Origin of the sequence: Streptomyces purpurascens (assembly GCF_045040895.1) — a bacterium.
Classification (GTDB): domain Bacteria; phylum Actinomycetota; class Actinomycetes; order Streptomycetales; family Streptomycetaceae; genus Streptomyces; species Streptomyces purpurascens.
Genome location: NZ_CP108341.1, coordinates 4,417,317 through 4,436,745 on the forward strand (window position 1 = coordinate 4,417,317; position 19,429 = coordinate 4,436,745).

Annotated in this window: 13 protein-coding genes, 1 tRNA gene and 1 riboswitch; of the genes, 8 read left to right on the plus strand and 6 right to left on the minus strand. The window is 73.0% G+C overall.

Going from position 1 to position 19,429, the window contains the following annotated elements; translation table 11 throughout:
• Positions 1-113: 113 nt before the first annotated feature.
• Positions 114-2,060, plus strand: a complete 1,947-nt coding sequence (locus OHU35_RS20100) for a sigma-70 family RNA polymerase sigma factor (protein WP_405506239.1) — start codon at positions 114-116, stop codon at positions 2,058-2,060.
• Here OHU35_RS20100 and OHU35_RS20105 read toward each other — a convergent pair.
• Both OHU35_RS20105 and OHU35_RS20110 read right to left on the minus strand, forming a co-directional pair.
• Positions 2,057-5,347 (minus strand): AfsR/SARP family transcriptional regulator, encoded by a 3,291-nt coding sequence (locus tag OHU35_RS20105; protein WP_405506241.1) that lies wholly within the window; start codon positions 5,345-5,347, stop codon positions 2,057-2,059. The two genes, OHU35_RS20100 and OHU35_RS20105, sit on opposite strands and share 4 nt — an antisense overlap.
• 167 nt (positions 5,348-5,514) lie before the next feature.
• Positions 5,515-7,629: an asparagine synthase-related protein gene (locus OHU35_RS20110; RefSeq protein WP_359891500.1), complete on the minus strand. Its 2,115-nt coding sequence runs from the start codon at positions 7,627-7,629 to the stop codon at positions 5,515-5,517.
• Positions 7,630-8,354: 725 nt separating this feature from the next.
• Between OHU35_RS20110 and OHU35_RS20115 the strand changes: the two genes are divergently transcribed.
• From OHU35_RS20115 to OHU35_RS20135, 5 genes are all read left to right on the plus strand, one after another.
• On the plus strand, positions 8,355-9,779 hold the full coding sequence (locus OHU35_RS20115) for an MFS transporter (RefSeq protein ID WP_189727344.1): 1,425 nt from the start codon (positions 8,355-8,357) through the stop codon (positions 9,777-9,779).
• A 169-nt stretch (positions 9,780-9,948) separates the two neighbouring features.
• On the plus strand, positions 9,949-11,151 hold the full coding sequence (gene lhgO, locus OHU35_RS20120) for an L-2-hydroxyglutarate oxidase (RefSeq protein WP_189727343.1): 1,203 nt from the start codon (positions 9,949-9,951) through the stop codon (positions 11,149-11,151).
• A 123-nt stretch (positions 11,152-11,274) separates the two neighbouring features.
• Positions 11,275-11,583 (plus strand): hypothetical protein, encoded by a 309-nt coding sequence (locus OHU35_RS20125; RefSeq protein WP_405506243.1) that lies wholly within the window; start codon positions 11,275-11,277, stop codon positions 11,581-11,583.
• A 126-nt stretch (positions 11,584-11,709) separates the two neighbouring features.
• The gene (gene trmB / locus OHU35_RS20130; protein WP_189727342.1) at positions 11,710-12,573 is read left to right on the plus strand and encodes a tRNA (guanosine(46)-N7)-methyltransferase TrmB; all 864 of its coding nucleotides are present in this window, start codon (positions 11,710-11,712) and stop codon (positions 12,571-12,573) included.
• Between the two features lie 58 nt (positions 12,574-12,631).
• Complete coding sequence (locus tag OHU35_RS20135) at positions 12,632-13,999, plus strand: PrsW family intramembrane metalloprotease (protein WP_189727341.1); 1,368 nt, start codon at positions 12,632-12,634, stop codon at positions 13,997-13,999.
• Positions 14,000-14,026: 27 nt separating this feature from the next.
• Here OHU35_RS20135 and OHU35_RS20140 read toward each other — a convergent pair whose 3' ends face one another.
• From OHU35_RS20140 to OHU35_RS20155, 4 genes are all read right to left on the minus strand, one after another.
• Positions 14,027-14,971 carry an aldo/keto reductase gene (locus OHU35_RS20140; RefSeq protein ID WP_189727340.1) on the minus strand — a complete coding sequence of 315 codons (945 nt, stop codon included), beginning with the start codon at positions 14,969-14,971 and terminating at the stop codon, positions 14,027-14,029.
• A gap of 147 nt (positions 14,972-15,118) precedes the next feature.
• Positions 15,119-16,150 carry a M23 family metallopeptidase gene (locus OHU35_RS20145; RefSeq protein WP_189727339.1) on the minus strand — a complete coding sequence of 344 codons (1,032 nt, stop codon included), beginning with the start codon at positions 16,148-16,150 and terminating at the stop codon, positions 15,119-15,121.
• An 11-nt stretch (positions 16,151-16,161) separates the two neighbouring features.
• Positions 16,162-16,318: riboswitch (cyclic di-AMP (ydaO/yuaA leader) on the minus strand.
• Between the two features lie 296 nt (positions 16,319-16,614).
• Positions 16,615-16,688: transfer RNA gene (locus OHU35_RS20150), tRNA-Met, on the minus strand.
• Between the two features lie 92 nt (positions 16,689-16,780).
• Positions 16,781-17,908 carry a dihydrofolate reductase family protein gene (locus tag OHU35_RS20155; RefSeq protein WP_189727338.1) on the minus strand — a complete coding sequence of 376 codons (1,128 nt, stop codon included), beginning with the start codon at positions 17,906-17,908 and terminating at the stop codon, positions 16,781-16,783.
• A gap of 90 nt (positions 17,909-17,998) precedes the next feature.
• Between OHU35_RS20155 and OHU35_RS20160 the strand changes: the two genes are divergently transcribed.
• Both OHU35_RS20160 and ribA read left to right on the plus strand, forming a co-directional pair.
• Positions 17,999-18,514: a MarR family winged helix-turn-helix transcriptional regulator gene (locus OHU35_RS20160; RefSeq protein ID WP_189727337.1), complete on the plus strand. Its 516-nt coding sequence runs from the start codon at positions 17,999-18,001 to the stop codon at positions 18,512-18,514.
• Between the two features lie 166 nt (positions 18,515-18,680).
• Positions 18,681-19,322, plus strand: a complete 642-nt coding sequence (gene ribA / locus OHU35_RS20165; RefSeq protein ID WP_405506246.1) for a GTP cyclohydrolase II — start codon at positions 18,681-18,683, stop codon at positions 19,320-19,322.
• Positions 19,323-19,429: the final 107 nt, after the last annotated feature.

The following is a 19,429-nucleotide window of genomic DNA, read 5'->3' on the forward strand; positions in this document are numbered from 1 at the left end:
GTAAATCCCCACGGATGAGTGATCGTCCGAACTCGGGGGTCCCGGCCAAGAGCCCCTGTGGCAGTCTGACCCGGTGGTCTGGACGGGTTGGGCGGCTGGCGGGGGCTTTCCGCATGAGCGTTGACGGGCGGGACGAACAAGTGCCGAGCCAGGGCGGACGCGCGAGCGTCCCGCCGGGCGGGCACCCCGCCGACGGGACGGTCCCGGCACAGCGCGACCGGCGCGAGGACAGCGTCCTGCCGCCACCCCCCAACCTCCCGCCGGCCGACACCGAGCTCATCGACCGGATGCGTGCGGGCGACGACACGGCGTACGAGGAGCTGTACCGGCGCCATGCGCAGGGCGTGCGCCGGTACGCCCGGACCTGCTGCCGTGACGCGTACACCGCGGACGACCTGACCGCCGAGGTCTTCGCCCGCATGCTCCAGGCGGTGCGCGGCGGCTCCGGCCCGCAGCACGCCGTCCGCGCGTACCTGCTCACCTCCGTGCGGCGCGTCGCCGCCTCCTGGACGCGGTCGGCGCGGCGGGAACAGCTCGTCGACGACTTCGCGGTCTTCGCCGCCCAGTCCGCGCACGGGCCCGACGTGTCCGACGGCGACACGCTCGAACTGGGCGCGGACGTGCGGGCGATGCACCAGGCCGAGCGGTCCATGGCCATGCAGGCCTTCCGGTCGCTGCCCGAGCGGTGGCAGGCCGTGCTGTGGCACACCGAGGTCGAGGACGAGTCGCCCAGCGAGGTCGCCACGCTCTTCGGCCTGGACGCCAACGGCACCCGGGTGCTCGCCAGCCGGGCCCGTGAGGGCCTCAGGCAGGCCTACCTCCAGGCCCACGTCAGCGCCACGCTCACCGGCGACGAGGAGTGCGCGCGCTACGCCGACCACCTCGGCACCTACGCCCGTGGCCGGCTGCGCACACGTGCCGAGCGAGGGCTGCGCAAGCACCTGGACGAGTGTGCGAAGTGCCGGCTGGCCGCGAGCCAGATCGCGGAAGTGGCCGGTGGCATCCCCGCCGTCGTCCCGGTCGCCGTCCTCGGCTGGTTCGGTGCCGCCGGGTACGCCAAGGTGGCCGGGCTCATCGCCGGAGGAGCGGGCGCGGCCGGTGCCGCGGGTGCGGCCGCGACGGCGGGCACAGGCTCGTCCGGCGCGGCGGCGGGCGCGGGCGCCGGTTCGTCCGGTGGGGCCGGTGGGGCCGGAAGCGGCGGCGGTGCGGCGGCTTCCGAGGCGGTCGGCGGGCCGGTGAAGGCCGGAATCGCGGCCGGTGTGGTCGCCGTGGGTGTCGTGGCCGCGGTGGTGATGGCCCTGGCAGGCAACGAGAAGCCGACGGAGGAGGCGAAGACGGCTCCCCCGTCCCCGGCTTCCCCGACATCGCCGGTGGTGCGGCCCGGCGAGCCCACGCCCACGCCCTCCCCCTCGAAGCGGGAGCCCGGGCCGCACCCCCCGGGGATCGTGCCCGCGCGCGCCGAGGCGCCCGCGCCGACGCCGACCACCCCGGGGACCGGCCCGCGTCCCACACGGTCCTCGGCGGCGACACCGGCACCAAAACCCACCCCGTCGCCCGCGTCCCCGAGGCCGACACCACCCACGGCACCCACGCCCCCACCGCCCCCGACCGAGGCGCCGCCCGCTCCGGCCGTCTACCAGTGGAGCGAACTGTCGTACGACATCAGCGGCGACGGCACCGAGCCCGAGATGCGGATCGGGGCGAGCAGCTGGGTCTGGAAGCGGTACGGCATGTCGGTCGGCGACCAGCGGTACACGCAGGGCGTCACCGTGCACGGCCGCTCCTCCGTCACCATCGACCTCAACCGGTCCTGCTCCTCCTACGACGCGCTCGTCGGGGTGGACGACCTGACGCTGAGGCTCGGCAAGGTGTACTTCTCCGTCTACGCCGACGGGGTCCGGCTGTGGCGGTCCGGGCTGGTCGAGGGCGGGGACCCGGCCGTTCCCGTCCATGTGAATCTCGCCGGGCGCAGCACCGTGCGGCTGGTGGTGGAGCCGCGCGGCGCCCTCGACAACGTGGTCCTGGCGGACTGGGCGGAGTCGAAGTTCACCTGCGCCTAGCGTGGCTCGGCGGCGTACGTACTGCGCGCCTCGTCCAGCTCGCGCAGGACGTCGTCAGCGGTGAGACCCGCGCCCAGGGCGCGCTCGGACTCGCACCGGACGCTGCCCAGGGCGGTGCGAGCGGTGGCCGCGGTCCGTTCCGCGTGGGCGTGTTCCGGCATGGGTCGGGTGCGGCCGGCCCGCCAGTGGTCGCCGGCGCCGAGCAGCCGTGCCGCACGCGAGAAGTCGCCGAGGTCGGCCAGCACTCTGGCCGCGCTGTCCACGACCGTCGCCCGGATCATGTCGGAGCACCGCCTGTCCACGGCGTCGCGCATCGCTCCGGCCAGTTTGGCCAGGGCGGGCTCCGGAGCGGTCTCGCTCGCCGTGATCACGGCGTCGATCAGATCCAGCATCACCATGAACTGGGGCGGCGGTGTGCCACGCGCGGCCTCCACGCGTGCCGCGTCGCACTGCTCCCGCGCCCGCGCGATGTGTCCCTCCTCGAACGCGATCTGGGCGCGCAGCAGCAGGACGAACGCCTTGGAGTCCGCCACGACGTACCGGTCGGCGGCGGCGCTCGCCTCGTCCAGCGCCGCCAGCGCGGCCGGGCGATCTCCCGCGCGGTAGGCGATCTCGGCGAGCCGGGCGATGAGGAACGGTGACTCGGCGTACGCGCCCACCTCGTAGGCGAGCCGCAGAGCCTCCTCGTACTCCCCCTTGGCCTCCTCGAACCGGCCGCGCGCCATGGCTGCCTCGGCGGCCGCGCTGCACACCTGGGCCCGCAGCCAGCGGTCTCCGGCGCGGCGGCTGAGGGTGCGCAGTTCCGCGAGGTCGTCGTCGACGCCGTCCAGGTCGCCGGGGGCGTCGACCACCATGTGCGTACGGAACATCAGGGCGACGGCGGTCTCCCAGTCGCCTCCGTGGGCACGGCAGTTGGCGACGGCGGAATCCATGGCGGCCCGGACGTCCTGCAGTTCCCCCACGAAGGAGGCGATCATCGGCCAGACGAGCCCCGGAACCCGGGCCGCCTGCGGTCCGCCGGCCTCGAAGTAGGCCCACACCCGGGTCACGTACTGCCGCCGCTCGCCCACGAACGCGTCCATGGGCCTGTCCTCGGACATGAAGAACAGATGCAGCATGCGCAGTTGCATCCGCAGGGCATGGAGCGGATGTTCCGCTTCCCCGTCCGGCGTGGCGAGAAAGTGGTCGACGGGGTCGGGCACGCCCGGCTCGACACCGGTCGGCCCACGGCCCGTGGCATCCATCGCCGCGCCCAGGCGCAGGGTCCGGTCGAGCCACTCCATGCCCTCGTGCCGGAAGGTGCGCAGCCACCAGAACCAGCCCATGGCCAGGGCGAGGGCACCGGCCTCCGCCTCGTCCCCGGCGGTGAGGGTCCGGTCGAGGGCCGCGCGGATGTTGTCCAGCTCGGTCTCCAGGCGGGAGATCCACGGCAGTTGCCCGGCGGAGCGCAGCAGCGGGTCGGCCCGCTCGACGAGTGCGCGCACCCACGCGTGGTGCCGACGCTCGGCCGCTGCCCGCAGCTGCGGCACCTCGGCGGCACGCTCGACGGCGTACTCGTGGATGGTCTCCAGCATGCGGTACCGCATGCCGGCGGAGATCTCGCCCTCGCCGGGCGCGGCCACGACGAGGGACTTGTCGACGAGCGCCCCGATCAGTTCGGCGGCGGGCCCGGTGCACACCGCCTCGGCTGCCGCGAGGTCCCAGCCGCCCGCGAACACGGACACCTCGCACAGCATCGTCCGCTCGGCCTCGTCGAGCAGGTCCCACGACCAGTCGACGACGGCACGCAGGGTCTGCTGGCGGGGCAGGACCGTACGGCTCCCGGAGGTGAGGAGGCGGAAGCGGTCGTCGAGCCGGTCGGCGATCTGCCGGGGAGTGAGCAGCCGGAGCCGGGCCGCCGCCAGCTCGATGGCGAGCGGCAGACCGTCCAGCCGCCGGCAGATCTCCGCCACCGCCCGCTCGTCACGGAGCACGGCGTCCGTGTCGGGACGGACGGCGGCGGCGCGCTCCGCGAACAGCCGGCGGGCCTGGTCCGGGCGCAGGGGCTCGACCGGACGGACCACCTCGCCCGGCACGCCCAGGGGTTCGCGGCTGGTGGCGAGGATCGTGAGTCCGGGGCAGCGGGTCAGCAGGGTTTCGGCGAGGTGGGCGGCGGCACCGATGACATGCTCGCAGTTGTCAAGGATCAGGACGTGGCTGCGCGGGGCGCAGTACTCCACGAGCAGGGCGACCGGGTCGTCCTGCACCGCCGTCAGCTCGCTGGTCATCAGCACGGTCTCGCGCAGACCGAGCGCGCTGACCACCGCTCCGGGCACCGCCTCCGGCCGGTCGAGCGGGGCGAGCTCGGCCAGCCATGCCTGCGGAAGCCCGGCGGCGGCCTCCTCGGCGAGACGGGTCTTGCCGGAGCCGCCCGGTCCGGTGAGGGTGACGAGCCGGGCCCTGTGCACATCGGAACGGATGGCGCTGATCTCGGGTTCCCGGCCGACGAAAGAGGTCAGACGGGGACGGAGGTTGCCGGTGCGCTCGGGCCGTACGGGGGGCGTCGACGAGGGCTTCCGGTCCTGCGCGGCCGCGCCGAGCAACTCGGCGTGCAAGGCTCGCAACTGAGGGCCCGGGTCGGTACCGAGGCCCTCGGCGAGGGCCCGGCGGGCCGACTCGTACGCGGCGAGGGCGTCGGCTTGCCGGCTGGTGTCGCGCAGGGCGCGGATGAGGAGCGCGTGCAGGGGCTCGTCGTACGGGTGTACGGCGGTCAGTTCCCGCAGTTCCGGTACGACGTCCTGCGCGCGGCCGAGCCGTAGGCGGGCCTCGGCCCGGGCCCGGGCCGCCTCCAGGTGCGTGGCCTCCGGGCGGGTGGCCGCGGAGCGGTCGGTCAGGTCGGCGAGGGCGGGGCCGCGCCAGAGGGCGAGGGCGTCGTCGAGATGCCGTTCCGCGAGGGCGGGGGCGTCGGCGGCGAGGGCGTCGGTGCCCTGCTGGACGAGCCGTTCGAAGACGAAGAGGTCGATGTCGTCCCGCGTGGCCGTGAGTCGGTAGCCACCGGATTCCGAGGTCGTCACGGCGTCCTTGCCGAGGGCGCGGCGGAGGCGGCCGATGAGGGCCTGGAGGGCGGCGGGGGCGTCCTGGGGTGGGTCGTCCGCCCATACCTCGTCGATCAGTGTCTGGGGTGGGGTGGTGTGGGAGGGGCGTAGGGCGAGGGCGGTGAGCAGGGCTCGGAGGCGGGGGCCGCCGAGGGGTACGGCTGTGCCGTGGTCGTCCTCTGCCGTGGTGGTGCCCAGGATTCTGTACCGCACGGGGTCATTGTCGCTGGGGCCGGGTGTTGCTGCGGGGTGGGTTTTCTGGTGCTCGGCGTCGGTGCTGGGGCCGGGGCGTTGCGCAGCTCGGCGCGACGAGGTGCCGCTGCGCCCACCCGTGCCGCCCTTAGCGGCACGATTGCCCGCAGCTAGGGCAGCTGAGGCAGCTACCTCCGCCGACCCCCTGCCCCCGCCCCCAACGCCCCCCGCTGCGGGGCGATCCCCGCCGGTACCGCTCGCTGGCGTGCCGGTGTGCCCGTCCAGCAGGTGCCGCGGCGGGCGAGGAGGCGGCGGAGCCAGAGTTCCAGGGAGACCAGGTCCGCGAGGCCGTCCAGGGGGAGGGGTTCGCCGGCCGCCGCGGAGCGCAGGGCCTTGCGGACCACGCGGGCCTCGACCAGGCCCGCTTCCGCCAGGAGGGGCGTGTCGAACAGTGTCACCAGGGAGTCCGCCGCCACTCTCAGGCCCGTTCGGGCCGCGGCCGCCTCGGTCGCCTGGGTCGGGACGCCCCACCCGGGCGGCAGCTCCCGTACTCCGGCCCCCTCCAGCACCGTACGCAGGATCGACGCCCGTGCCCCGGGGCGTACGCGCAACGCCTCGGGCAGCGCGCGGGCCGCGCGCACGACCTGGTTGTCGAGGAAGGGCGCGTGCAGCCGCTGGAAGCGGATCTCCGCGGCCTGCTCCAGCACCCGCAGGTCCGCCGCGTGCCGCGCCAGCGCCGCACGCGCGCGGAAGTCGCCCGGCCGTTGCCCCGGCCCCACCAGCTCCGACCGGTGCGTCGACGCCTGAAGGCGAACCGATACTTCAGCGAGTGCCTCACCGGTCAGCCAGCGCGCGGCCGGCCCGGGTCTGCCCCAGGTCAGCGCGGCGAGCGAGGCCTCCACCGCGCCACCGAGCGCGTCGAGGCCGTCGTCCGACCGGTGGTCGAGCAGCCGCTCGGCCAGGGACTCGACGCCCGACCGGTAGGGCGTACGGGACAGCCGTCTGGCCGCCGCGTACACGCGCGCGGGGACCAGCACCGACCCGTCCGCCTTGGCCAGCGCGGCGACCGGTCGCACGAGATGACGCCGCCGGCGGTCCATCAGCAGGTCGGCCAGCCGGGCCGGATGGGCGTCCAGGACCTGGCGGGCCCCGTAGCCCGTGAAGTGGTCCGCGCTGCCGGACGCCAGCCGTGCCCGGTGCCGGGCCGCCGACACCAGGCACGACCCGGGTTCGTCGGTCAGCGGGCCGTCCAGGTCGGCGTACGGAAGGGTCTCCTCGCCGCCCGCCACGACCACGTGGTGCAGCCGCGGGTTCGCCGCCAGCGCGCCCGCCCGCTCCAGCTCGGCCTCCTGCCCTGTGACGGCGAGGTCGTTGAAGGTGACCGCCAGCAGCCGCTCCCCCGCGCCCGTGCCGTGCCCCAGCACCGTGCCCGGCATCCCGGGCAGCCCCGAGGCCAGCAGCGCCAGCGTCCCCGAGGCCGGTCCGCCGGACAGGTCCGCGCCAATCCCCGGAACGGGCATCCCGCGCGCGGCACGCCGCTCGGCGGGTCCCATGCCGGGCACGGGGCCGGGGTCTATGTCCGCCCCGGGGACGTGCCGCGGCGCGGACAGCCGGGTCCGTACGGCCTCCACGAGCGCGTCGCGCACCGCGTCGACCGCGCTGTCGGGGTCGGCCGGAGGTGCCGCCACCGCCAGCGAGGCGACGGGCTCGTACCCGGCGATCTCCCGCGCACCGGCGCGCAGGATCAGTGCATGCCCCGGCGGAATGCGCTTCACGCCGTCGTAAGGCGTGGAGTCGTGCAGCGCGGCGGGCACGTCAGGGGCGGCCAGCAGCGCGGCGAGGTGCCCGAAGTCGAGGTTGGCCTCGATGAGGTCGGCCAGCGGCAGCGCGGCCGTCGCGTACGCCGTGCCGCCGGCCCAGGGCGTGTGGAACACCGGCCGCGCGCCCGCGAGATCGCCGCAGACGGTGAGCCTCCTGCCGACCTGCACGATCGCGGTGTAGCTCCCGGGCCAGGCGGTCAGATGCCGAAGTGCCCCGCCGCGCGCGGCGAACAGCGCGACGCGCAGCTGCTCGTCGGTGGCACCGCAGATGCCGAGGACGGCGATGCGGGTCCGGTCGTCGGCCCTCACCACCCGCACCTCGTCGGGGCGCCAGTCGCCGACCGCCCAGAGCGGATCGGGGTCGCCCCACAGGAGCTGGGAACCCACCGGGTGCACGGTCTCGCCGTCCTGCCCCGTGGCCCCCGCCGAACCGGCAGCGAGTGCTCCCGCGGCGGTGCTGCTCCATCCCACCAACCACCGCATCGCCGCCTCCACAGGCTGTGGACAACCAGTGCACCGTACGAACCGGTTCACCATGCTGCCATGAAGGAAGCACTCCAGAGGGTCCCGACGCCGCTTGCGCTCCGTTGAATGCGCCCCGGCGGCGACACCCGCACCGCCCCGAACGACCCGAACGCAGAAAAGAGGGCCAGGACGCAAGGCACGTCAGCGACACGTCTCCGACACGATTGCGGCGCGAATGCGCCCCCGATACGCGCCCCGACTACGCCTGATGCGCCCTCAAGTGCCGTGGTCGGAGCCCTGATACCCCACGACCGGCGGGGTCGATTTTCAGCCGAATCGCCGTTACACGGACAGCGTCGAACACGCTCCGTACAGGCTCGGCGCACCATCGCCCGATCGCGCAGTCCGGGAGACGGAGCACGCCTCCCGGACCGTTCCGCCGCCCGCGGGGATGTAGGCGGCGGTGTCCCCCAGCCCACTGGATCCAGTACAGCGGGCCGACCCACGCAATGACCATGGAAGCGCTCCCGCGATGGCTGGAGAAGAGCGCACGGGCGGGCGCACGGCCACACAGTGGGAGCACGCCGCAACAGCCTGTATCTGAACCGCACTTCAGTACGGACCACAATCCCGCCAACCGGAACAATGCCCCTTAACGCTTGGGATGCGGCGAACTACGCTGGGTTTACGAATGCCGCGTGGTTATGCCAGTGCCGGCAGCCGTCTGTGTCGAGGGGTGGCTCATGTCCAGGGAGCAACGCGGGCCGAACGAAAAACTCGGCGCCGTTCTCGCCCTCGCGGGAATCAGCAACGCAGGACTCGCGCGGCGTGTCAACGACCTCGGCGCCCAGCGCGGTCTGACGCTTCGCTACGACAAGACGTCGGTGGCGCGCTGGGTTTCGAAGGGCATGGTGCCGCAGGGTGCGGCGCCGCACCTCATCGCCGCCGCCATCGGCCAGAAGCTCGGCCGCCCGGTGCCGCTCCACGAGATCGGCCTGGCGGACGCGGATCCCGCGCCCGAAGTCGGCCTCGCCTTCCCGCGGGACGTCGGCCAGGCGGTGCGGTCCGCGACGGAGCTGTACCGCCTCGACCTCGCGGGCCGCCGGGCCGGAACCGGCGGCATCTGGCAGTCGCTGGCCGGATCGTTCGCGGTGAGCGCGTACGCGACGCCCGCCTCACGATGGCTGATAACCCCGGCCGACAGTTCGGTCGCGCGTGACGTGGGCCCCGGCGAGGACTCCGGCGCACCGCTCAAAGTCGGCCACAGCGATGTGCAGAAGCTGCGGGAGGCCGCCGAGGACGCGCGGCGCTGGGACTCCAAGTACGGCGGCGGCGACTGGCGTTCGTCGATGGTCCCCGAGTGCTTAAGGGTGGAGGCGGCCCCCCTGCTGCTCGGCTCCTACTCCGACGAGGTCGGCCGGGCCCTCTTCGGCGCCTCCGCGGAACTGACCCGGCTCGCGGGCTGGATGGCCTTCGACACGGGCCAGCAGGAAGCGGCCCAGCGCTACTACATCCAGGCCCTGCGCCTGGCCCGGGCGGCGGCGGACGTCCCCCTCGGGGGCTACGTCCTGGCCTCCATGTCCCTCCAGGCCACCTACCGCGGCTTCGGTGACGAGGGCGTGGACCTCGCCCAGGCCGCCCTGGAACGCAACCGCGGTCTGGCGACGGCCCGCACCATGAGCTTCTTCCGTCTCGTCGAGGCACGCGCGCATGCCCGCGCCAACGACGCCCAGGCGGCCGGCGGTGCCCTGAAGGCGGCCGAGAGCTGGCTGGAGCGGGCCCGTCCCGGCGACAACGACCCGAGCTGGCTCGGCTTCTACTCCTACGACCGTTTCGCCGCCGACGCGGCCGAGTGCTACCGCGATCTCAAGGCGCCCCGCCAGGTCCGCCGCTTCACCGAGCAGGCGCTCTCGAAGCCGACGGAGGAGTTCGTCCGCTCGCACGGTCTGCGCCTCGTCGTCTCGGCGGTGGCCGAACTGGAGTCGGGGAATCTGGACGCGGCGTGCGAGCAGGGGGTGCGGGCGGTGGAGGTCGCCGGGCGCATCTCGTCCGCCCGGACCACGGAGTACGTGAAGGATCTTCTTCACCGGCTGGAGCCGTACGGGGACGAGCCGCGGGTCGTGGAGCTTCGTGAGCGCGCCCGGCCGTTGCTGGTGGCTCCCGCGTGAGCGTCTGCCGGGTTGCTGTGATCGTGGAGCCGCGGATCTCGTCGTGGCCGTTCGGGCCCACGCGGCGGAGCCGCTGATCGATACCGGCCCGCGCCCCTGAAGGCGCGCTGCCATCGCCGCGTTTGAAGGTGCTGTCAGTGGTGCAGTGCACTATCGGTAGCGGGAGGTGGTGCTCGTGCGGCTCGCATACGACTGCGACGTGCTGGTGATCGGCGGCGGGATCGTCGGTCTGTCGACGGCGTACGCGATCACACGCGCCGCACCGGGCACACGTGTCACGGTGCTGGAGAAGGAACCGGGCCCCGCCCGGCATCAGACCGGCCGTAACAGCGGAGTCATCCACAGCGGCGTCTACTACCGCCCCGGCTCCCTCAAGGCGCGCTACGCGGTGCGGGGCGCCGCCGAGATGGTCAAGTTCTGCGCCGAGTACGGCATCGCGCATTCCGTCACCGGCAAGCTGATCGTCGCGACCGACCGCTCCGAGCTGCCCCGCCTGCACGCCCTCGTGCAGCGCGGCCGGGAGAACGGGATCCCGGTGCGGGAGCTGTGCGCGTCCCAGATCATGGAGTACGAGCCGGAGGTGCGGGGCCTCGCCGCCATACACGTCGGCACGACCGGCATCTGCGACTTCGTCGCGGTCGCCCGCCAGCTGGCCCACGGCTCGGGCGCGGAGATCCGCTACGGCACACGGGTCGTGCGCATCGACCGCCGCCCCGAGCTGGGCGTCGCCGCGCTCACCTCGGCCGGGGACGTGGTGCGCGGCCGGGTCCTGGTGAACTGCGCGGGCCTGTACAGCGACGAGATCGCCCGGCTGACCGGGGACGACCCGGACGTCCAGATCGTGCCGTTCCGGGGCGAGTACTACGAACTCGCCCGGCCGGAGCTCGTACGGGGCCTGGTCTACCCCGTCCCCGACCCGGCGTTCCCATTCCTCGGGGTGCATCTCACACGCGGCATCGACGGCGGTGTCCACGTCGGGCCCAACGCGGTGCCGGCGCTGGCCCGCGAAGGCTATGGCTGGGGCACGGTCCGCTGGCGCGAGCTGGGGTCGACCCTGGCCTGGCCGGGATCCTGGCGGATCGCGCGCCGGCACTGGCGGTACGGGGCGGGTGAGCTGCGCCGGTCGCTGTCCAAGGCGGCGTTCACGGACGCGGTGGGCAGATTGCTGCCCGGGGTGACCGAGGACGACCTGGTGCCGACGGCGGCGGGGGTGCGGGCCCAGGCCGTCCTGCGCGACGGCACGCTGGTGGACGACTTCCTGATCCGCGAGGGCGCTCGCACGGTGCATGTGCTGAACGCGCCTTCACCTGCGGCTACGGCGAGCCTGCCGATCGGGCGGGAGGTGGCGCGGAGGGCGCTGAGCGGGCTGTGAGGCGTCCCCGTGGGCCGCGATCCGGCGGAGCGGGCTGTGACGCAGGTCCGGGTGGGTCCGCGACCCGGCGGAGCGGAGGGTGAGCGGGGCCCGGGTGAGGCCCGCGTCACGGCGGAGCGGAGGGTGAGCGGGGCCCGGGGCGAGGCCCGCGTCACGGCGGAGCGGAGGGTGAGCGGGGCCCGGGGCGAGGCCCGCGTCACGGCGGAGCGGAGGGTGAGCCGGGCCCGGGGCGAGGCCCGCGTCACGGCGGAGCGGAGTGTGAGCGGGGCCCGGGTGAAGGCCGGAGGGGGCGACGGTGAGGGCGGCGTCGGCCGTGACGGCGTCCGGCGGCACCGCCTCGGAGGCCTCGGGGGCGTCGGCGGTGTCCGGTGCAGCGGCGGGCTGGGCGGGCCCGCGACCCCGCGGAGCAGAGTGCGAGCCGGGCCCGGGTGAGGCCCGCGACCCGGCGGAGGGGGGTGCGAGCCGGGCCCGGGTGAGGCCCGCGACCCGGCGGAGGGGGGTGCCGCGGCCTCGCCCCGCCGCACCCTCTTACGCGACGGCCGTAAAATCGGCCTCACTGTGTCTGACTCCGTGAATACCCCTGAAAGCATCCAGCCGCCCACCACCCCCGACGGCGAGCACCCCGACCACGCGCCCGGTGTGTCCATCCGGCACACGCGGGCCAAGGGTGAGCCGCGCTTTCCCGACGGGCCGAAGGCCGATCCCGCCGGGTCACACTTCGAGCGGCGGATCCGGAGTTTTCAGCCGCGGCGCAGCCGGGTGACCGCGGGACAGGCGGACGCGCTGCAGCGGTTGTGGCCCAAGTGGGGGCTGGACATCGACGGGCACCGGAAGCTCGACCTCGCCGACCTGTTCGGCAACGACAATCCCGTCGTCCTGGAGATCGGCTTCGGCATGGGCGAGGCGACCGCCCAGATGGCCGCCGCCGACCCCCGCACCAACATCCTCGCCGTCGACGTCCACACCCCCGGCCAGGGCAACCTGCTCAATCTCGCCGACCGGGACGGCATGTCCAACATCCGGGTCGCGAACGGCGACGCGATCATCCTGCTCCGCGAGATGCTCGCCCCGGACTCCCTCGACGGCCTCCGCGTCTACTTCCCCGACCCCTGGCCCAAGAAGCGGCACCACAAGCGCAGGCTCATCCAGCCCGACTTCCTGACCCTGGCCGCGACCCGCATCAAGCCCGGCGGGACCGTGCACTGCGCCACCGACTGGGAACCGTACGCCGAGCAGATGCTCGAGGTCCTCACCGCACACCCCGACTTCGAGAACACGCAGGCGGACGGCGGTTTCGCGCCCCGTCCCGACTTCCGTCCCCTGACCCGTTTCGAGGGCCAGGGACTGGACAAGGGTCATGTCGTGAACGACCTCCTCTTCCGTCGCGTACAGCACGTGGACCAACCCCCCGCCGGCGCCTGACCGCCCCCGGTTCTCTCCCGCCTGCGGACAGCGCCCATCCGTCGTTAGGGTCAATGCCGTGGCCACCTGCCCCCCACATCCGTCGTACCCCAGCGGGCCCCCCGACGGCGCGCCGCTCGCCGGCCTCTCCGCCGCCGGCCCTCTGCGGCACGCGCACTGGTGGCAGCGCGCGTGGGTGCGCTACGGCGCGCTGTCCACGCTCCTCGTGATCTCCGGCCTCGTCATCCTCGCCCTGGTCCGCGAGGAGACCGGCACGGAAGGATTCCTGGTGGGGCTCGGGCTGGCCGTCCTCCCGGTCCCCCTGCTGATAGCCGCGTTCCGCTGGCTGGACCGGGTCGAGCCGGGACCCTGGCGGAACCTGCTGTTCGCCTTCGCCTGGGGCGCCTGCGCGGCGGCGCTGATAGCGATCGTCGCCAACAGCTTCGCGACCCAGTGGATAGCGACGGCGACCGCGGACCCGACGAGAGCGGACACCCTCGGCGCGACCGTCATCGCGCCGGTGGTCGAGGAGTCGGCCAAGGCGGCGGCCGTTTTACTGGTCTTCCTCTTCCGGCGGCGTGACTTCACCGGCATCGTCGACGGAGTCGTCATAGCCGGCGTCACCGCCACCGGCTTCGCGTTCACGGAGAACATCCTCTACCTGGGCATCGCCTTCGGCACCGACCAGCTCGCCGGGCACAGCGGCATCGCCTCCGTCACGGCGGCGACCTTCTTCGTGCGGATCGTCATGTCGCCGTTCGCGCACCCGCTCTTCACCGTCCTCACGGGCATCGGCTTCGGCATCTCCGCGCTCTCGGCGGACCGCCAGCACATCCGCCGCATCGCCTTCCCGCTCTCCGGGCTGCTGCTCGCGATGGGCATGCACGCGATGTGGAACGGCTCGTCGGCGTTCGGCGAGTACGGGTTCTTCGCCGTGTACGCGGCGTTCATGGTGCCCATCTTCGGGCTGCTGACATGGCTGGTGATCTGGACGCGGCAGCGGGAGCTGAGGACCGTACGGGCGGAGCTGCCGCCGTACGCCGTCGCCGGCTGGCTGACTCCGGCCGAGCCGTACGCGCTCGGCTCGATGCGGGCCCGCCGCATCGCCCGCCAGTACGCACGCCGCCACGCGGGGAAGACCGCGGCGCGGGCGGTGGCCCAGTACGAGGCCTACGCGACGTCTCTGGCGTTCCTGCGGCACCGGGGCCGCCGCGGCCGCGCCGGGGCCGACTTCGTCGTACGGGAACGGGAACTGCTGGAGGAACTGTGGCGGCGCCGGGAGGCGGCCCGCCCCGCGCTGGATCACGCGGCGCGGATCACGGCCCCTCCCGTACCGGTGGTGGCACCGCCCTGGCCGGTGTACGGGGTGTACGGGTACGGCCATCCGACGACGACCTACTCCGCCCCGACGACGCCGTACCCCGCGTACAACCCGTACCGGTCGTAGCCGGGGCGGTGGGCCCGCGCAGACCGCTCAGGCCGAAGCCTCCGTGAGACGGTCGACCTCCGCCTCCGTCAGTGTGAGGTCCCCGACCCCGACGAGCGCCGGCAGCTGCTCCACCGTTCGTGCGGACGCGATCGGGGCCGCCACCGTCGGCCGGGCCGCGAGCCAGGCCAGGGCGACCGTCGCGACGGGGACCTCGTGGGCCGCGGCGACCTCGTCGAGGGCGCCCAGGACCCGGAGGCCCCGCTCGGTCTCCAGGTGCTTGGCGGCGCCGCCGGCCCGCGCGCTGTCGACGGTCGTACCGGGCCGGTACTTGCCGGTGAGGAAGCCGGACGCGAGCGCGTAGTAGGGGACGGCCGCCAGGCCGGAGCGCTCGGCGAGGTCCTGGAGCTCGCCCTCGTAGGTGTCGCGGGAGACCAGGTTGTAGTGGGGCTGGAGCGCCACATAGCGGGCGAGGCCCTCGCGGTCGGAGAACTCCAGGGAGGCCCGCAGCCGCTCCGCCGAGATGTTGGAGGCGGCTATGTGCCGCACCTTCCCGGCCTTCACCAGCTCGTCGAGCGCCCCGATGATCTCCTCCACCGGGACGTCGGGCTGGTCGAAGTGGGTGTAGTAGAGGTCGATGTAGTCGGTGCGCAGGCGGCGCAGCGAGGCGTCGGCGGCGGCCTTGATGTTGGCGGCGGACAGGCCCTGGAACTCGGGGTGCTGGCTGACCTTCGTGGCGACGACGACATCGGCGCGGTTGCCGCGCGCCTGGAGCCACTTGCCGAGGACGGTCTCGGACTCGCCGCCCTGGTTGCCGTCGACCCACGCCGAGTAGACGTCGGCGGTGTCGACGAAGTTGCCGCCGGCGGCGGTGTACGCGTCGAGTACGGCGAACGACCGGTCCTCGTCCGCGGTCCAGCCGAAGACGTTGCCGCCGAGGGCGAGCGGGAAGATTTCGAGGTCGGAGGAGCCCAGCTTGCGAAGAGAAGTCATGCTCCTCGTCAACGGCCGTGCCGGCGCGGCTCATTCCAGGGCGGACGCAAAGGTCCTGTAAACGCCCCCGCGCACAACGGAGACCGGCAGCCCTGACGTCGGGGGGTCGTCGTCAGGGCTGCCGGTGCTTCGACTGGCTTGTGCCGCTTACGGGTTCAGTCCGTTGCCCCGCAGCCACGCCATCGGGTCGATCCCGCTGCCGGCGCCACCGGAGTGCACCTCGAGGTGCAGGTGGGCGCCGGTGACGTTGCCGGTGGCACCGACACGGCCGATGACATCGCCCGTGCTGACCTTCTGGCCGACGCTGACGCCGATGGAGGACTGGTGCGCGTACCAGATCTCCGTGCCGTCATCGAGGGTGAGGACCGTCTTGTAGCCGTACGAGCCGTTCCAGCCCGCCTCGGTGATGGTGCCGCTGTGCACCGCCTTGATCGGCGTGCCCGTGGGGGCGGCGAAGTCGAGACCCGTGTGGTAGCCGGAGGACCAGTAGGCGCCGGCCTGACCGAAGGTCGAGGTGAGGGTGTACGAGGAGGTCGGCAGCGTGAACTGCTTGGCGAGGGCGGCGAGGCGCTCGGCCTCGGCCTTCTTCCTGGCCTCCTCCTCCGCCTTCCTCTTGGCCTCGGCGGCCTTGGCCTTGGCTTCCTTCTCCGCCTTGGCGACGGCTTCCGCGGCCGCCTTCTCGGCGGCGTCGGCGGCGTCCTGCGCGGCCTTGGTGTCGATCTGGTCCTGCTGGTACTCGACCTGGGCCATGATCCGGGCTCGCAGCGCCTCGCCGGCGCCGGAGGAGTTCTCCTCGGTGTCCGCCGTGGCCGTGCCGAGACCGCTGAGCGGAGTCGAGGAGCCGGCGGGGGTGTCGTCGTCCGAGATGAGGGAACCCACCGAGGGCAGGTCCGGCACGGAGATGGACACCGGCGGCTTGCCGGTCTGGGCGCTGGCCATGCCGCCCGCGCCCACGGCGGCTATGACGCCGACGCCCAGGACGGTGGAGCTGCGGGCGAGACCTCCGCCGCGCTGCTTGGTGACGCGATGCCGGCCACGGACGGGACGGATGGATTCCTCGGTGGGGTTCCACTCCTGGAACGGGCCCTCGTCGGTGCGCTGACCGCCGTAGCCGAAAGTATCGGTGTCGCGCTGGTTTCGCGCGAACGGGGCCGCGGGGGCAGGCCGGTTGGACGCCACGTGGGCGTACTCCTTTCCTTCCTTCTCGCCTACCGGGTTAGCTGACGGGTTCGGAGCAGGAAGGTCTCCTACGCGCGTATACCGACCGTGCTTCCACGGCGGTTTACGCCCGATTCACCCCAAGTGGTGGTTCCCCGGTTCCCTTTCGGGATTCGGCGCGTGCGCACGGAGCCGCCTTCTGTGACGGCTGGGACGACCGCGCTGCGTTATCGAACGTTAATAGACCCGGGGGGTGGATTCCAGCGATTCCACTTGATCATTAACCTTTTTCGTGCGGACTTACCTGCCATGACCGGCTCAAATCGGGCGAGTTGACCGCTCCGTAAGTGACTGCCGGGTATTGACGGTGTGTCAGTTGCTATGCGGAGCGGTGCGCATCACTCACTGAAAGTGACAGGGGAGCGGAACACCCCGAAACGCACCGAGGGCCGGAACCCTTTCGGATTCCGGCCCTCGGCCTTCAGTAGCGGGGACAGGATTTGAACCTGCGACCTCTGGGTTATGAGCCCAGCGAGCTACCGAGCTGCTCCACCCCGCGTCGTTGTGATTCCAGTGTACGCCATCCGCGGGACCACTCGTGACCACCTCATGCTCAGCGGGCCGTCGGTAGCCAGATCCGCCCTCGCTCCCCTACAGCAGATGGCGGTTCGGGGCCTTGGCCCGGTGCTCGTGTTCCGGGAGGACGACGACCTCCGCACCGCCGGCCGCCAGGACGCCGCTGCCGTCGGCGTCCTGGACGAAGGTGTCCGGCTCGCGCCAGGCCGTGACCACTCGGCGCACGCCCGCGTCGAGGAGCAGCCGGGCGCAGGGCGCGGGGCGGGAGGCGCGGCGGGCGCAGGGCTCCAGGCTGCTGTAGACCGTGGCGGTGGCGAGCCGCGGGTCGGACGGGTCGAGCTTCGCCAGAGCCGCCTCCTCCGCGTGCGCGACCGGGTCGTCGCCCTCGCGGGAGTGACCGCGGGCCAGTTCCGTGCCGTCGGCCGCGACCACCACCGCGCCCACGCTGAACGCCGTGTCCGACGGCGGGCAGAGGCCCGCCAGTTCGCAGGCGAGGGCCAGCCAGTGGTGGTCGGCCGCGGTGGCGAGGGGGCCGGTGCCGGGGGCGGTGGGCTCGTAGCGCATGAGGACCACGTCCTCGATCTGCCGCGTCTCCAGCAGCCGGAGCCGGCCGCCCTGGTAGCCGCCGGGCCCGAAGAGGCGGGGCGCCTTGGGATCGCCCACGAAGAGCGGGGCGAGGACCAGCTGGAGTTCGTCGGCGAGGCCCTGGGTGAGGAGCTGGGTGTGGATCAGGCCGCCGCCCTCGACCATGAGCCGTCGCACGCCCCGTACGTCGTGCAGGTGGGTGAGGAGCCGCCGCCAGTCGAGGTCGGTGCCGAGGGGGACCACGTCGGTGGCGAGGCCGCGGGCCCGGGCCCGCTCGGCGCCCTGGTCGGTCGTGTAGAGGACCTTCTCGCCGCCGGTGTGCCAGAACCGCGCCTGCGGGTCGAGGTCACCGGAGCCGCTGACGGTGACCTTGAGGGGGTACTCCGGTCGGCCGGCGGCGGTGCGGGCCGCCCGCCGCTCGTCCGAGTTGACCAGCAGGCGCGGATTGTCGGCGCGGATGGTGCCGGCACCGACCAGGATCGCGTCGACGGACGCCCGGACCTCGTCGACCCGGTCGAAGTCGGCCGGGCCGGACAGCAGCAGGCGTTCGGGCCCGGTGTCGTCCAGGTAGCCGTCGAGGGAGACGGCGGCGGACAGCAGGACGTACGGGTGAGGCATCGACGCTCCCCGGTCGGGTGGGACGGCGGACCGGCGGGATCGAGCTCGCCGGGTCTTGGTTCAAGTTTGAAACAAACCTACACTGGCGGCATGACGACTCGCTGGCTCACCCCCGAGGAGCAGCGCGCCTGGCGCGCGTACATCGCCTCCTCGCTGCTCCTGGAGGACGCGATCGACCGGCAGCTCCAGCAGGACGCCGGCATGCCGCACCTTTACTACTCCATCCTGTCCGTCCTGTCGGAGTCCCCCGAACAGCGCCTGCGCATGACCGATCTCGCCGAGCGGCTGAAGATCACACGCAGCCGCCTGACGTACGCGGTGACGCGGCTGGAGAAGGACGGCATGCTGCGGCGCGAGGCCTGCCGGCACGACAAGCGGGGCAGCATCGCCGCACTGACCGAGGCGGGGTTCGCCGTACTGGAGCGCGCGGCGCCCGGGCATGTCGAGACCGTGCGGAGCTTCGTGTTCGACCGGCTCAGCGAGGAGCAGGTGGCGCAGCTGGAGGAGATCTCCGCGGCGATCGCGCAGGGGCTCCAGGAGGACGGGACACGGCCGACGTCGGACGACGTGCCGTGGCGGCGGAGGTCCTCCACGGCCTGTTCGTGAGGCGGCCCGCGGTCCCCCCTGAGGCGCTTCAGTGAGGCACGTCACAAGAGACTGAACCTCGTTGCTTCAAATTTAAAGCAAGGGTAGTGTTCCGAACCGTGGATCTGCTTCAAATCTGAAGCAGACGGCTGTGCAGCCGAACAGGAACGGAACCCGGAGGCCCCGCATGCCCGACACCCCCGCCGCCCTCGCCACCCCGCGCTCCCGCGTCCGGGTACCGCTTCGCTTCCACGACGGCTACCAGGCCGACGCCGAACTCGTCACCTTCCACGGACTGGCCGACAACCAGGAACACGTGGCCGTCGTCCTGGGCGAGCCGGGCCCGGTCCCGCTGGTGCGACTGCACTCCGAGTGCCTCACCGGGGACGTGTTCGGCTCGGCCCGCTGCGACTGCGGTCCGCAACTGCGCGAGGCGGTCGAACGCATAGCCGACCGCGGCGGCGTGCTCCTCTACCTCCGCCAGGAGGGCCGGGGCATCGGCCTCTACAACAAGCTCGACGCGTACGCCCTCCAGGACGAGGGCCTCGACACGTACGAGGCGAACGCGGCGCTCGGGCTTCCGGAGGACGCCCGCGACTACACGGCGGCGGCTCAGATACTGAAGGCCCTGGGCATCAAGGAGCTGGACCTGCTCTCCAACAACCCCGACAAGGCGGACCAGTTGCGCACCCTGGGCGTCGATGTCCGCGACCGCGTCCCCACGGGCGTCTTCACCACCGCGCACAACGTCCGCTACCTGCGCGCCAAGGTCCTCCAGACCCAGCACACGCTGCCGCTCGCCGCGCTGACGGAGCTCAGCGCCGGCTGAACGGGGCCCGGCCGGACCGGCGCTGAACCGAAGCTGCTTGTCCTTCGGCTCATCGGGTACAGCCTTTGAAAGAGGGCGATCTCCGCAGTACCCGCAGCTTATGGAAA

Coding starts and splice junctions, on each gene's coding strand:
- OHU35_RS20100 (WP_405506239.1), top strand. CDS start 114: ATGAGCGTTGACGGGCGGGACGAACAAGTGCCGAGCCAGGGCGGACGC.
- OHU35_RS20110 (WP_359891500.1), bottom strand. CDS start 7,629: ATGCGGTGGTTGGTGGGATGGAGCAGCACCGCCGCGGGAGCACTCGCT.
- OHU35_RS20115 (WP_189727344.1), top strand. CDS start 8,355: ATGTCCAGGGAGCAACGCGGGCCGAACGAAAAACTCGGCGCCGTTCTC.
- OHU35_RS20140 (WP_189727340.1), bottom strand. CDS start 14,971: ATGACTTCTCTTCGCAAGCTGGGCTCCTCCGACCTCGAAATCTTCCCG.
- OHU35_RS20155 (WP_189727338.1), bottom strand. CDS start 17,908: ATGCCTCACCCGTACGTCCTGCTGTCCGCCGCCGTCTCCCTCGACGGC.
- OHU35_RS20160 (WP_189727337.1), top strand. CDS start 17,999: ATGACGACTCGCTGGCTCACCCCCGAGGAGCAGCGCGCCTGGCGCGCG.
- ribA (WP_405506246.1), top strand. CDS start 18,681: ATGCCCGACACCCCCGCCGCCCTCGCCACCCCGCGCTCCCGCGTCCGG.